Genomic DNA, 14,025 nt, shown 5'->3' on the forward strand with positions numbered 1-14,025 from the left:
ATAGCAGCACTGATCTTTGTGGGAGCGGCCTTGCGTCGCGAAAGGGCTGCAAAGCAGCCCCTGGATTTCAGCACATCTGCAAATATTGATGGGGCCGCTTTGCGGCCCTTTCGCGACGCAAGGCCGCTCCCACAATGGGCCAGTCTGGGTTCAATGCAGCTCGAAGGTATCGGCATCCAGGTTGGCCGGGAACTTGGTCCGGTAGGCCGCCAGTTCCACCGCACTCAACACCGCAGTAAACACCCCGTCCGCCTCCCCTGCACTGAGCAGGCTCTCACCCTGGAAGTCCAGCACCTGGCTGTCCCCGGAATAGGCAAAGCCCTTGCCATCGGTGCCCACTCGGTTCACTGCAGCCACATAGCACAGGTTCTCGATACCCCGCGCCGGCAGCAGCCGGTTCCAGTGCTGGCGGCGTGCCGCTGGCCAGTTGGCGGTGTACAGCAACAGGTCGGTGTCCTGGGCATCACAACTCCACACCGGGAAGCGCAGGTCGTAGCAGATCAGCGGGCGCACCCGCCACCCCTTGACCTCGAACTGCACCTGGCGCTCACCCGGGGTGTAGTGCTTGTGCTCACCCGCCATGCGGAACAGGTGGCGCTTGTCGTAGTGCAGGATCTCGCCATCCGGCCGCGCCCACAGCAAGCGGTTGCGGTGGCTGCCGTCGGCGGCCTGGATGATCACGCTGCCGGTAATCACGGCATCAATGCGCTTGGCCTGGGCCTTCAGCCATTTGTACGTCGGCCCGTTCTCGGGCTCGCAGAGGGTTTCCGACTGCATGGAAAAACCCGTGGTGAACATCTCCGGCAGGACCACCAGGTCGGCGCCACGGGCCTGGTCAAGCAGCACCTCGAAATGCGCGTAGTTGGCCTCACGGTCATGCCACGCCAAGGTGGTCTGGACCAGGGCGACTTTCAGGTTGGGCAGTGCACTCAGATCGCGCATAGTTTTTCCGCTGCCTGACGCAGCGTCTCCTCACGTTTGGCAAAGCACAGGCGCACCAGGCGTTGCTCGGGGATAGGTTGCTGGTAGAACACCGACACCGGAATGGTCGCCACACCGTGCTCGCGGGTGAGCCACAGGGCCATGTCGACATCGTTCAGGTCCGGGCGGATCTGCGAGTAGTCCACCAGCTGGAAATAGGTGCCCGCCGTGCGGGTAAAGCTGAAACGCGAGCTCTCCAGCAGGTCGCAGAACAGGTCGCGCTTGGCCTGGTAGAAAGCCGGCAGCTCATCGATGTGCTCCGGGTGCTCGGCCATGAAATCGGCCAATGCGCACTGCAGGGGCGTAACGCCACAGAAGTTGACGTACTGGTGCACCTTGCGCAGTTCGGCGCTCAAGGCCGGTGGGGCGATCACATAGCCGGTTTTCCAGCCGGTGACGTGGTAGGTCTTGCCGAACGAGCTGATGACGAACGCCCGCTGGTAGAGCTGCTCATGGGCCAGCACGCTGGCATGGCGCACGCCGTCATAGACCAGGTGCTCGTAGACTTCGTCGCTGATCAGGTAGATGTCGCGGTCGGCGATCAGCCGGGCCAGCTGCTCGAGGTCTTCACGGGTAATCAGCGCGCCACTGGGGTTGTGTGGCGAGTTGAGGATCACCATCCGCGTGCGCGGGCTCAGAGCATCGCTGAACTTCTGCCAGTCGATACGGAAGTCGCCGTCGCTCAGTTGCACATGCACACAACGCCCGCCCGCCAGCTCCACGGAGGGCTCGTAACTGTCGTAGCAGGGATCGAAGACGATCACCTCGTCACCGGGGTGGATCACCGCCTGGATGGCACAGAAGATCGCTTCGGTGGCGCCTGGGGTGATGGTCACTTCCTGGTCGGCATCGACTTGGGCGCCATACAGCCGGGCGACCTTGGCTGCCACCTGCTGGCGCAGGGCCGGCAGGCCGGTCATCGGCGAGTACTGGTTATGCCCGGCGGCCACGTGCCGGCCGACTGCATCGAGCAGCGCCTGCGGGCCGTTGAAGTCGGGGAAACCCTGGGACAGGTTGAGCGCGCCGGTCTGCACGGCGAGCTGGGACATGGTGGTGAAGATGGTCGTGCCGACATTCGGCAGTTTGCTGCGGATCATGGAGCCCTCTTTCCTGGGGTGTATCCGGCACGGGGTGGAGTCCGAGCATAGCGGATCGAGCGGTCAGGAAAAAGGTTGAAACAATAGGGGGATTGCGCTGGATCAAGAGGCCCATTCGCGGGTAAACCCGCTCCCACAGGTACTGCACTGAGCTCAGGAGCAGCGCTATCCCTGTGGGAGCGGGTTTACCCGCTAAGAAGTCGACTCGGAATCAGCGCTTGTCGCGGCGCTTCTTCTCGGCCTTCTTGTGGTGCGACATCAGGCGGCGCTTCTTGTTGACCTGGCGATCGGTGAGGGTGTTCTTCTTGCCCTCGTACGGGTTCTCACCGCCCTTGTACTCGATGCGGATCGGCGTACCGACCAGCTTCAGCACACGGCGGTAGGTGTTTTCCAGGTAACGCGAATAAGATTTCGGAATCTTCTCGGTCTGGTTGCCGTGGATCACGATCAGCGGCGGGTTGGCACCACCGAGGTGGGCGTAGCGCAGCTTGATGCGGCGGCCATTGACCAGCGGTGGCTGGTGCTCGCTGACGGCATCTTCGAGGATTTGCGTCAGGCGGCTGGTCGGCCAGCGGGTGACCGCCGACTTGAACGCAGCCTGTACCGACTTGTACAGGTGGCCGACGCCGGTACCGTGCAAGGCGGAGATGAAGTGGATGTCGGCGAAGTCGACGAAGAACAGCCGGCGCTCCAGCTCGGTCTTCACGTAGTCACGCTCGCCCGACTCCATGCCATCCCACTTGTTCAGGGCGATGACGATGGCGCGGCCGGCTTCCAGGGCGAAGCCCAGCAGGTTGAGGTCGTGGTCGACCACACCTTCGCGGGCATCCATGACAAAGATCACCACGTTGGCGTCCTTGATCGCCTGCAAGGTCTTCACCACCGAGAACTTTTCGACTTCCTCGTGGATCTTGCCGCGCTTGCGCACACCGGCGGTGTCGATGAAGGTGTACTTCTCGCCATCACGCTCGAACGGGATGTAGATACTGTCTCGGGTAGTACCCGGCTGGTCGTACACCACCACGCGCTCTTCGCCGAGCATACGGTTGACCAGGGTCGACTTGCCCACGTTCGGGCGGCCGATGATGGCGATCTTGATGCCATCCTTCTCGCTCGGGCCTGGGATACGTACCGCTTCCTCGCCTTCGGCGACTTCGGCGTCGAGCGCTTCCTCGACCTGGTCACGCGGGATGTGACCGAGCACCGACTCCATCAACGCGTTGATGCCACGGCCCTGGGAACCGGCCACCGGAATGGCGTTGCCCATGCCCAGCGGCGAGAACTCGGCGCGAGCGACGTCGGCGTCGATGTTGTCGATCTTGTTGGCCACCAGGATCGCCGACTTGTTGCGCTTGCGCAGGTGCTCGGCAATCATCTGGTCGGCAGCGGTCATGCCGGCGCGGGCGTCGACCAGGAACAGCACATAGTCGGCTTCTTCGATGGCCATGAGCGACTGCTCGGCCATCTTCTCGTCCATGCCCACCTCGTCACCGGTGATACCGCCGGTGTCGATGAGGATGAAGGAACGACCCTGCCAGCTGGCATCACCATACTGTCGGTCACGGGTCAAACCCGACAAGTCACCGACGATGGCATCGCGGGTCTTGGTCAGGCGGTTGAACATGGTGGATTTGCCGACGTTCGGGCGGCCCACCAGGGCGATTACGGGAACCATGCGGCTCTCCACTCTTGAATTCTTGAAAATGCAAAGGCCGCTGCAAGGCAGCGGCCGGAGTTCGGGCGGCGTGTCCTACGCCGCGGCCTGAAGCCGCCAAGGCTTCAAGCATAGCTTCAGCGGATGGTCAGTGCCTCGAGCTTGCCGCTGTTGCCAAAGACGTAGATGGTGTCGCCGACCACAAGTGGGCGGGCACGCAGGCCATCGCTGTCGATACGCTCACGGCCGACGAAGCGGCCATCGACCTGGCTGAGCAGGTGCAGGTAACCCTCGAAGTCGCCTACAGCCACGTAGCTGGAGAACACTTCAGGCGCCGTCAACTGACGACGGGCCATCGAGTCGTTGCTCCACAGGGCGCTGGAAGAGCGCTCGTCGACACTTTCAACGGTGCCGGTGGCTTCACTGACATAGACGTTGCCGTAACCCTGGGCGACACCCACGTAGCTGGAGGCATCACGCTGCCACAGCACACGGCCGCTTTCCAGGTCCAGGCCCGCGACGCGGCCCTGGTAGGTGCTGACGTACAGGGTACCACCGGACAGCAGCAGGCCGCCGTCGATATCGACCACGCGGTCCAGCTCGGAACGGCCCTGCGGGATGGCCACGCGGCTTTCCCACACCGGTACGCCGTTGTTGATGTCCACCGCTACCACCTTGCCGGTGGACAGGCCGGCGACAGCCAGGCGGTTGGTGGCGATCGGCGCGCCGGTGCCACGCAGGGTCAGCACGGCCGGGGTGTTTTCGTAGATCCAGCGGCGGTCGCCAGTGGCGGCATCCAGGCCGATCAGGCGGTCGTCCTGGGTCTGCACCACCACAACGTCACCGTTGTTGGCAGGCGGAGCCAGCACTTCACTGGTGACGCGCGCCTTCCAGCGCTCTTCACCGGTGCTGGAATCCAGGGCGATCACTTCGCCCTTGAGGGTGCCGAGCATGACCAGGCCGTAGCCGACACCGACCGCGCCGGAAACCGGCTTGTCCAGGTCCTTTTTCCACACCACGTCACCGGTGATGCGGTCGAGGGCGAAGACTTCGCCGTTGACGTCGGAGGCGTAGATACGGTCGTTCTCGATCGCCGGTACCAGGGTGTTGTAGGTTTCGCCCTGGCCGTCACCGATCGAACGGCTCCACTGCTTCTTCAGCACCACTTCCTCGGTGAACTTGGTCAGCTCGGCCGGAGGCAGTTCCTTCTTGCTGTTGCTGCTGCAACCTGCGGCCAGCACGGCCAGGCTCAGCACTGCTGCTTGTTTCCAACCGATCACTTACGCGTCCCCTTTGGCCAGGTCATCCAGCTTCAGTTGCAGGCCACCGACCGCTGCTTCGTCAGACAGCGCGGCCTTGGCTTTTTCGTAGGCACTGTGGGCATCGTCGCCGCGACCCAGTTGCACCAGCAGGTCACCCTTCAACTCTTCACGGCTGGCCAGGAACGCCTTGTCAGCGTCGCCGTCGAGCAGCTTGAGGGCCTCTTCGGCCTTGTTCTGGGCGGCGAGCACGCGTGCCAGGCGCTGGCGCGAGATTTCACCCAGGGTGACGTCGGCCGGCTTGTCCAGCACGCTTTTCAGCTCGGCAGCGGCGCCGTCGAGCTTGCCGCTCTCGACCGCGACCTTGGCCACGAACAGGCTGCCGTACTGGGCGTACGCAGTACCGCCGAACTCGCTCTTGAGCTTGCCGGCCAGTTCCGCGACCTTTGTCGCGTCCGGCTGGCCGTTCGGCGTCAGGCTGGTCTCAAGCAAAGCCTGATACAGCTGCGAGGCACCTTGCGACTGGTTGCTCTGGTATTTGTGCCAGGTGTTCCAGCCCAGCACCACCACGCCCGCCAGCAGCGCGCCAGTCAGCAGCGGCTTGCCGTTGCGGTTCCACCAGTCCTTGACCCCTGCCAGGTCATCATCATCGGTACTCGACACCCCAATACTCCTTTTCGCCTATTCGCTTGTTGAACCGCGTTACGCCTGAGCGATCGCGGTTTCCAGGTGCTCAGCCAGAGCATCCCAGGCAATGTTCTGTTGTTCGCCCTGACCACGCAGGGGCTTCACGCCGATCTCTTGCTTGGCCAGTTCGTCGTCGCCAAGGATCAGCGCGAACAGCGCGCCGCTCTTGTCGGCCTTCTTGAATTGGCTCTTGAAGCTGCCGCCACCGGCGTTGACCGCCAGGCGCAGGCCCGGCAGGCGATCACGCAGGCCTTCGGACAGGCGCAGGCCGGCCAGCTCTGCCTGCTCGCCAAAGGCGCACAGGTAGACGTCGATGGTGCGGTTGATCGACTCGGGGACCTTGCCGAGGGTTTCCAGCAGCAGGATCAGGCGCTCGATACCCATGGCGAAACCGACGCCAGTGGTCGGCTTGCCGCCCATCTGCTCGACCAGGCCATCATAACGGCCGCCGGCGCAGACGGTGCCCTGGGCGCCGAGCTTGTCGGTGACCCACTCGAACACGGTCTTGCTGTAGTAGTCCAGGCCACGGACCAGCTTGGTGTTGATCACGAACGGGATGCCGGCGGCGTCGAGGCGAGCCTTGAGGCCCTCGAAGTGCACGCGGGAATCTTCGTCCAGGTAGTCTTCCAGCTTCGGTGCGCCGACCAGCACCGCCTGGGTGCCCTGGTCCTTGCTGTCGAGGATGCGCAGCGGGTTGCTCTTGAGGCGGCGCTGGCTGTCTTCGTCGAGCTGTTCCAGGCGCGCCGAGAGGAACTCGACCAGCGCGTCACGGTAGCGGGCACGGGCTTCGCTGGTGCCCAGGCTGTTGAGCTCGAGCTTGACCGCGTCCTGGATGCCCAGCAGGCCCCACAGGCGCCAGGTCAGCATGATCAGCTCGGCGTCGATATCCGGGCCGTCCAGGTTGAACACTTCCACGCCAATCTGGTGGAACTGGCGATAGCGGCCCTTCTGCGGGCGTTCATGGCGGAACATCTGGCCGATGTACCAGAGTTTCTGCACCTGGCCGTTGCCGGTGATGCCGTGCTCCAGCACGGCGCGCACGCAGGCGGCGGTGCCTTCCGGGCGCAAGGTGAGCGAATCGCCGTTGCGGTCCTCGAAGGTGTACATCTCTTTTTCGACGATGTCGGTGACTTCACCAATCGAGCGCTTGAACAGCTCGGTGAACTCGACGATCGGCGTGCGGATCTGGCTGTACCCGTAGGTGTCCAGCAGGCCGGCGACGGTGCCTTCGAAGTAGCGCCAAAGCGGCGACTGCTCTGGCAGGATGTCGTTCATGCCACGGATGGCTTGCAGCGATTTGCTCACGAAAAGTCCTTACGAATCTGTGTGTCAGCTGCGGGCGATCAGCGCCGCGTCAGCCTCGACCTTTTCGGCCGCTTTCTGGCGGATGAGCTTTTCCAGCTCATCGACCAGGTTGTCATTGGTCAGTTTCTGCGCCGGCTTGCCGTCGATGTAGACCAAGTTCGGCGTACCACCGGTAAGCCCCACGTGGGACTCCTTGGCTTCACCAGGGCCGTTGACCACGCAACCGATCACCGCCACGTCCAGCGGCACCAGCAGGTCTTCCAGGCGACCTTCCAGCTCGTTCATGGTCTTGACCACATCGAAGTTCTGCCGCGAGCAGCTCGGGCAGGCGATGAAGTTGATGCCACGCGAACGCAGGTGCAGGGACTTGAGGATGTCGTAGCCGACCTTCACTTCCTCGACCGGGTCGGCCGCCAGCGAGATACGGATGGTATCGCCAATGCCTTCGGCCAGCAGCATACCGAGGCCGACAGCGGATTTCACCGTCCCCGAGCGCAGGCCACCGGCTTCGGTGATGCCCAGGTGCAGCGGCTGGATGATCTGCTTGGCCAGCAGGCGGTAGGCTTCGACGGCCATGAACACGTCGGAGGCCTTGACGCTGACCTTGAAGTCCTGGAAGTCCAGGCGGTCGAGGTGCTCGACGTGACGCAGGGCCGATTCGACCAGCGCGGCCGGTGTCGGCTCGCCGTACTTCTTCTGCAGGTCCTTTTCCAGCGAACCTGCGTTGACGCCGATGCGGATCGGGATACCGCGGTCGCGAGCCGCATCGACCACCGCGCGCACACGGTCTTCACGGCCGATGTTGCCCGGGTTGATGCGCAGGCAATCGACGCCAAGCTCAGCCACACGCAGGGCGATCTTGTAGTCGAAATGGATATCGGCAACCAGCGGTACGCTGACCAGCTGCTTGATCTTGCCGAACGCCTCGGCGGCGTCCATGTCTGGTACCGAGACACGCACGATGTCGACGCCGGCATCGACCAGGCGCTGGATCTGCGCCACGGTGGCCATCACATCGTTGGTGTCGGTGTTGGTCATGCTCTGCACCGCGATGGGGGCATCACCACCCACCGGCACATTGCCGACCCAGATTTTGCGGGATTCGCGACGTTTGATCGGAGATTCGCCGTGCATGACTTACTGTCCCAACTTCAGGCGAGCGGTCTCGCCACTGGTGAACGGGGCAACATCGACGGCCTGGCCGTTGTAGCTGACCTGGGCGCCACGGGCAAAGCCCAGACGGACCGCGAATGGCGGCTTGCCGGTCAACTCGAGGTTGTCCCCCTTGCGCTTGATGGCGCTGAACAGCACCTTGCCGTTGCCATCGGACACCTGGGTCCAGCAATCGGCGGTGAACTGGATTGCAACCTTGGCGCTGCCGGCCGGCACGGCCGCGGGGGCGGCAGGCTCGGCGGCGGCAACGGCTGGCACGCTGGCAACGGGTGCGGCCGGTGCCACCGGTGCGGCAGGGGCCGGAGCTGGCGCGGCAGCATGAGCCGGTGCCTGCTGAACCGGAGCCTGCTGAACCGGAGCAGGAGCAGTGGCGGCCGGAGCGGCTTCGCTGGTGGTTTCGGCAGCCGCCTCGGCGGGGGCCTGTTCCAGCGGCAGCGGCGCGCTCTCCGGCTGCTGGCCTGCCGTCACGGCCTGGTCTTCTGGCTCATCCAGCGGGTGGATCTGGGTGGTGCCATCGGCGCTTTCGACTTCCACATGCTCGAGGGCGATCTTGGCCAGGTCCTTGCCTTTCATGCTGCCCTGGTCCTGCCACCAGATGAAGCTGCCGCCTACCACGGCGACCAGCAGCAACAGGGTGACACCGCGCATGATGTTGTGCGACAGCCGCACCGGCTCTTCGATACGCCCCAGCGAATGCACTTCGCTGCCTTTGGCGTGGGTGCCGGTGTACTGGTCGAAGGCTTCGACCAGCGGTGCCTGGTCCATGTCCATCAATTTGGCGTAGGCGCGGATATACCCACGAGCGAAAGTGTGCCCGGGCAGCTTGTCGAAGGCGCCGGTTTCCACGTGGTTCAGCGAACTTACGGTGAGGTTGAGCTTGCGGGCCACCTCGGCTTGCGACCACTCGCGTTTCTCGCGGGCCTGGCGCAACAGCTCACCGGGGTTCTGGCCAGTCGCTGCTGCTACTTCGGGATGCGCGGCTTTCATCGTTGCTCCGACAGGTATTGCTGATATTCCGGCGTACCGGGATAAAGTCGTTGTAATTGCTGGCCCAGATCGGCCAGGGTGCCCTGCTCGTCGAATACCCGGGCAAGGCGGCTGCCCAACAGAAGGCTACGGGCGTTGTGATCGCTCAACTGGCTGAAACGATCGTAGTAGTCACGGGCCGGCACATAATGCCTGTTTTCGTAGGACAACTCAGCCATTTCGAGCAACGCTCTGGGCTGGCGCCGGTCAAGTTGCAAGGCCTTGGTGAGGTACGCCTGTGCCTGGTCGCGGTCGTCGAGCCTCAGGGCCGTCAGGCCAAGGTTCTCGTATACCCGCGAACGTTCAGGATACAGGGTATCGGCACTGGCAAGGCGAAACATCTGCTCGGCTTCGGCAAAACGTTGCTGAGCATATAGGAAACTGCCGTAATTGTTGCGAATTCGCGTGTCGCCCGGGCGGGAAGCCAGCGCTTTCTTGAAGTGCGCCTCGGCAAGGGCAGGCTCACCTTCGGCCTGGAACACCAGGGCCAGAGCCGTGTGGGCGTCGGCATCCCCGGCATCCAGCGCCAGGGCCTTGCCCAACGGGACCTTGGCGTGTTGGGTCAAACCTTGTTGCAAATAACCCAGGCCAAGCTGCGTGTATGCACGCCCTGCCTCCGTTCGCCCCTGGCGGTTGGCCAGGGGGTCGCTCGCGCCGCCCGACACGCAGCCGGCCAGCAGCGAAAGCGCAAGGATCGACAGCGCGGCGCGCAGGCTCATGGCAGGGCCGGGCTCAGTGGCGCACGGCGCTGTCTTGCAGCTCGGCGTCAGCGGACAGCTGGCGGACGGCGATGTAGCGCTCGCTGCGGCGGGTGCGGTCGTTGACCTGACCGACCAGCTGACCACAGGCGGCGTCGATGTCCTCGCCACGGGTGGTACGGGTGGTGACGTTGAAACCACCGTGGTGCAGCAGGTCCTGGAAACGGCGGATCGCGTTGTTGCTCGGCCGCTCGTAGCCCGAATGCGGGAACGGGTTGAACGGGATCAGGTTGATCTTGCACGGTACGTCGCGCAGCAGTTCGATCATCTGTGCCGCATGCTCAGGCTGGTCGTTGACGTCCTTGAGCAGGGTGTACTCGATGGTCAGCACACGCTTGCCACCCAGGGTCGACATGTAGCCCATGCACGATTCGAGCAGCATCTTCAGCGGGTACTTCTTGTTGATCGGTACCAGCTGGTTGCGCAGTTCGTCGTTCGGCGCGTGCAGCGACAGCGCCAGGGACACGTCGATGTGCTTGGCCAGTTCGTCGATCATCGGCACCACGCCCGAGGTGGACAGGGTGACGCGGCGCTTGGAAATGCCATAGCCAAGATCTTCCATCATGATCTTCATCGCGGCGATGACATTGTCGAAATTCAGCAGGGGCTCGCCCATGCCCATCATCACCACGTTGGTAATCGCGCGGTCGATCTTGGCAGGGACAGTCCCGAAGGATTTGTTCGCAAGCCACACCTGGCCGATCACTTCGGCGGCGGTGAGGTTGCTGTTGAAGCCTTGCTTGCCGGTGGAGCAGAAACTGCAATCCAGGGCGCAGCCGGCTTGCGACGAGACGCAGAGCGTACCGCGGTCGTCGGTGGGGATGTAGACGGTCTCGACGCAGCTGCCGGAGGCAACGCGGACCACCCACTTGCGGGTACCGTCGGCGGAAATGTCTTCACTGACCACTTCCGGGCCCCGAATTTCGGCAACGGCCTCAAGCTTCTCGCGCAGGACCTTGCCGACGTTGGTCATGGCAGCGAAATCGTCGACGCCAAAATGGTGAATCCACTTCATCACCTGGCCAGCGCGAAAGCGCTTCTCCCCGATCGAGTCGAAGAACTGTTCCATTTCCTGCAGGGTCAGCCCCAACAGGTTGATTTTGCCGGTAGATGTCGTCATGGATTCACCTTCACCCTTAAGCTTTCGCTTAGCGAGTGGTTACCTCGGTAGCAGCGAAGAAGTAAGCGATTTCGCGAGCAGCAGCAGCTTCGGAGTCCGAACCGTGAACGGCGTTGGCGTCGATCGACTCAGCGAAGTCAGCACGGATGGTGCCGGCAGCAGCTTCTTTAGGGTTGGTAGCGCCCATCAGCTCACGGTTCAGAGCGATGGCGTTTTCGCCTTCCAGAACCTGAACAACGACCGGACCGGAAGTCATGAAGGCAACCAGGTCACCGAAGAAGCCACGAGCGCTGTGCTCGGCGTAGAAGCCTTCGGCTTCGGCTTTGGACAGTTGCTTGATTTTCGAGGCAACGATTTTCAGGCCAGCTTCTTCGAAGCGGGTGGTGATCTTGCCGATTACGTTCTTGGCAACGGCGTCAGGCTTGATGATCGAGAAAGTACGTTGAACAGCCATGGAAAACTCCAGAATATTGAGTGTTACGAAAAATTAAACCCGCGAATTATACGCGGGTTCCAGGGGATTGCCTAACCTGCAGCGTCACGCTTAGTCGGCTTCTTCGATCCAGGCCGCCTGGATGGCCTCGAGCACTTTCTCACCGCCACGTGACGGATCGTCGCTGAACTCTGGCAAGGCCAGCACCCAACGGTGCAGATCGACGAAATTCACATATTTAGGATCGACGTCCGGCTTGCTTTCTGCAAGCTGGATGGCGATCTCAAGTACATCAATCCATTTCAGGCTCATCGGGCAAACCTCAGTGCGGCGCTTCGGCAGCGTGGTTGAGCGTATATTTGGGCAGCTCGATGGTGAGATCGTCCTCACCGACGATCACCTGGCAAGCAAGGCGCGATTGCGCCTCCAGGCCCCAGGCCTTGTCCAGCATATCCTCTTCCAGCTCATCGGCTTCCTCGAGCGAGTCGAAGCCTTCGCGCACGATGCAGTGGCAGGTGGTGCAGGCACACACGCCGCCGCACGCGCTTTCCATCTCGATGTGGTGCTCGTGGGCCAGTTCCAGGATGTTGGTCCCTGGCTCCACCTCTACCACCAGCCCGTCCGGGCAGAACTTCTCGTGCGGCAGGAAAATCACCTGGGGCATCGGTTACTCCTCGATCTCATTCAGGTTGCGCCCGGCCAGTGCGGCTTTGACCGTCGAATCAAGGCGACGGGCGGCAAAAGCATCGGTCACCTGCGACAGACGCTTGGTCTGTTGCTCGATGGCCGCGCCATCGGTGCCGCTGAGCAAATCACGCAATTCTTGCATCTGGTACTCGATGGCCACCCGCTCATCTTCGCTGAGCAGGCGCTCACCGTCGGCGTCCAGGGCACCTTGCACCGCTTCGAGCAGGCGTTCGCCGTCGACCTGGTGCTCGCGCAGCTGGCGCGCCTGCTTGTCGGAGCCTGCGTGCTCGAAGGAATCCTTGAGCATACGAGCGATCTCGCCGTCGGTCAGGCCATAGGATGGCTTGACCTGGATGCTGGCTTCAACGCCCGAACCCAGCTCGCGGGCAGCAACGCTGAGCAGGCCGTCGGCATCGACCTGGAAGGTGACGCGAATCTTCGCGGCGCCGGCAACCATGGCCGGAATGCCACGCAGCTCGAAGCGCGCCAGGGAGCGGCAGTCGCTGATCAGCTCGCGCTCACCCTGCAGGACGTGGATCATCATGGCCGACTGGCCATCTTTGTAAGTGGTGAATTCCTGGGCGCGGGCCACCGGAATGGTGGTGTTGCGCGGGATCACCTTCTCCATCAGCCCGCCCATGGTTTCAAGGCCCAAGGACAGCGGGATGACGTCGAGCAGCAGCAGTTCGCCACCTTCGCGGCGATTGCCGGCCAAGGTGTCGGCCTGGATCGCGGCGCCTATGGCCACGACCTGGTCCGGGTCGATCGAGGTCAGCGGAGTGCGGCCAAACAGCGCGCCTACGGCTTCACGCACACGAGGCACGCGGGTCGAACCACCGACCATCACTACTGCCCCCACCTCTTCCAGCTCGACACCGCTATCGCGCACGGCGCGACGGCAGGCTTTCAAGCTGCGGGCAACCAGGGGCTCGATCATGGCCTCGAAGGCGGTGCGGCTCAGCTCGCCCTGCCAGGCACCATGGCTGACACTGACGCTATCAACATCGGTCAGGGCCTCTTTGGCAGCGCAAGCGGCCTGCAGCAACTGGCGCTGGGTGGCCGGGTCGAGATCAGCGGACAGGCCAGCCTGTTCGATGATCCAACCCGCGATGGCGTGGTCGAAATCATCGCCGCCCAGGGCAGTATCGCCACCGGTAGCCAACACTTCGAACACACCGGCGGTCAGGCGCAGAATGGAAATGTCGAAGGTACCGCCACCCAGGTCATAGATGGCCACCAGGCCTTCGGCGTTCTGATCCAGACCATAAGCTACGGCAGCGGCGGTCGGCTCATTGAGCAGGCGCAGCACGCTCAGGCCGGCCAGGCGCGCGGCATCTTTGGTGGCCTGACGCTGTGCGTCGTCGAAATAGGCCGGCACGGTAATTACCGCGCCTACCAATTCACCACCGAGGGTGGCTTCGGCGCGCTCGCGCAGCACCTTGAGGATGTCGGCGGACACTTCCACCGGGCTTTTCGGCCCTTGGATGGTGTCGATGAATGGCATGTGCGACTCGCCGCCGATGAAGCGGTACGGCAGTTGCTCACCGAGCTGCTTGACGTCTGCCAGGCCACGCCCCATCAGGCGCTTGACCGAGAGAACGGTGTTCAGCGGGTCGCTGGAGGCCGCTTCACGCGCGGCCAGGCCGACTTCGTTGTGGCCAGCCAGGTAACGCACCGCCGACGGCAGAATGACGTTGCCCTGCGCATCAGGCAGGGGCTCGCTGCGACCGCTGCGTACGGCAGCGACCAGAGAATTGGTGGTACCCAGGTCGATCCCCACCGCCAGGCGACGCTGGTGCGGCTGAGGGCTTTGACCGGGTTCGGCGATCTGCAGTAGGGCCATGC

The 14,025-nt window shown here is 63.2% G+C and carries 14 protein-coding genes; all 14 read right to left on the minus strand.

Features of this window, described 5'->3' with window-relative positions:
- Window positions 1-150 precede the first annotated feature (150 nt).
- Window positions 151-942: an amidohydrolase gene (locus BUQ73_RS21835; protein WP_027920267.1), complete on the minus strand. Its 792-nt coding sequence runs from the start codon at window positions 940-942 to the stop codon at window positions 151-153.
- Window positions 930-2,078 (minus strand): pyridoxal phosphate-dependent aminotransferase, encoded by a 1,149-nt coding sequence (locus BUQ73_RS21840; protein ID WP_079229645.1) that lies wholly within the window; start codon window positions 2,076-2,078, stop codon window positions 930-932. The genes BUQ73_RS21835 and BUQ73_RS21840 overlap by 13 nt, the downstream gene beginning before the upstream one ends.
- A 211-nt stretch (window positions 2,079-2,289) precedes the next feature.
- Window positions 2,290-3,753: a ribosome biogenesis GTPase Der gene (der, locus tag BUQ73_RS21845; RefSeq protein ID WP_079229646.1), complete on the minus strand. Its 1,464-nt coding sequence runs from the start codon at window positions 3,751-3,753 to the stop codon at window positions 2,290-2,292.
- 116 nt (window positions 3,754-3,869) lie between these two features.
- Window positions 3,870-5,012, minus strand: coding sequence for an outer membrane protein assembly factor BamB (gene bamB / locus BUQ73_RS21850; protein WP_079229647.1), 1,143 nt, complete (start codon window positions 5,010-5,012; stop codon window positions 3,870-3,872).
- Entirely contained in the window at window positions 5,013-5,654 is a 642-nt protein-coding gene (locus BUQ73_RS21855) for a tetratricopeptide repeat protein (protein ID WP_079229648.1), read from the minus strand.
- A 39-nt stretch (window positions 5,655-5,693) separates the two neighbouring features.
- On the minus strand, window positions 5,694-6,983 hold the full coding sequence (gene hisS, locus BUQ73_RS21860) for a histidine--tRNA ligase (protein ID WP_079229649.1): 1,290 nt from the start codon (window positions 6,981-6,983) through the stop codon (window positions 5,694-5,696).
- Between the two features lie 24 nt (window positions 6,984-7,007).
- Window positions 7,008-8,117: a flavodoxin-dependent (E)-4-hydroxy-3-methylbut-2-enyl-diphosphate synthase gene (gene ispG / locus BUQ73_RS21865; protein WP_027920273.1), complete on the minus strand. Its 1,110-nt coding sequence runs from the start codon at window positions 8,115-8,117 to the stop codon at window positions 7,008-7,010.
- A gap of 3 nt (window positions 8,118-8,120) precedes the next feature.
- Entirely contained in the window at window positions 8,121-9,143 is a 1,023-nt protein-coding gene (locus BUQ73_RS21870; protein ID WP_079229650.1) for a RodZ domain-containing protein, read from the minus strand.
- A complete protein-coding gene (pilW, locus tag BUQ73_RS21875; protein ID WP_027920275.1) occupies window positions 9,140-9,901 on the minus strand; it encodes a type IV pilus biogenesis/stability protein PilW in 762 nt (253 codons plus the stop codon). The genes BUQ73_RS21870 and pilW overlap by 4 nt, the downstream gene beginning before the upstream one ends.
- Before the next feature lie 13 nt (window positions 9,902-9,914).
- Window positions 9,915-11,060 carry a 23S rRNA (adenine(2503)-C(2))-methyltransferase RlmN gene (gene rlmN, locus BUQ73_RS21880; protein ID WP_079229651.1) on the minus strand — a complete coding sequence of 382 codons (1,146 nt, stop codon included), beginning with the start codon at window positions 11,058-11,060 and terminating at the stop codon, window positions 9,915-9,917.
- Window positions 11,061-11,088: 28 nt separating this feature from the next.
- A complete protein-coding gene (gene ndk, locus BUQ73_RS21885; protein ID WP_008092560.1) occupies window positions 11,089-11,514 on the minus strand; it encodes a nucleoside-diphosphate kinase in 426 nt (141 codons plus the stop codon).
- A gap of 90 nt (window positions 11,515-11,604) precedes the next feature.
- Complete coding sequence (gene iscX, locus BUQ73_RS21890) at window positions 11,605-11,805, minus strand: Fe-S cluster assembly protein IscX (RefSeq protein ID WP_027920277.1); 201 nt, start codon at window positions 11,803-11,805, stop codon at window positions 11,605-11,607.
- A 10-nt stretch (window positions 11,806-11,815) separates the two neighbouring features.
- Window positions 11,816-12,157 carry an ISC system 2Fe-2S type ferredoxin gene (gene fdx, locus BUQ73_RS21895; protein ID WP_027920278.1) on the minus strand — a complete coding sequence of 114 codons (342 nt, stop codon included), beginning with the start codon at window positions 12,155-12,157 and terminating at the stop codon, window positions 11,816-11,818.
- 3 nt (window positions 12,158-12,160) lie between these two features.
- A complete protein-coding gene (gene hscA / locus BUQ73_RS21900) occupies window positions 12,161-14,023 on the minus strand; it encodes a Fe-S protein assembly chaperone HscA (RefSeq protein WP_079229652.1) in 1,863 nt (620 codons plus the stop codon).
- Between the last annotated feature and the right edge of the window lie 2 nt (window positions 14,024-14,025).

This window comes from Pseudomonas putida, from assembly GCF_002025705.1.
In the GTDB taxonomy this organism is placed as follows: Bacteria; Pseudomonadota; Gammaproteobacteria; order Pseudomonadales; family Pseudomonadaceae; genus Aquipseudomonas; species Aquipseudomonas putida_J.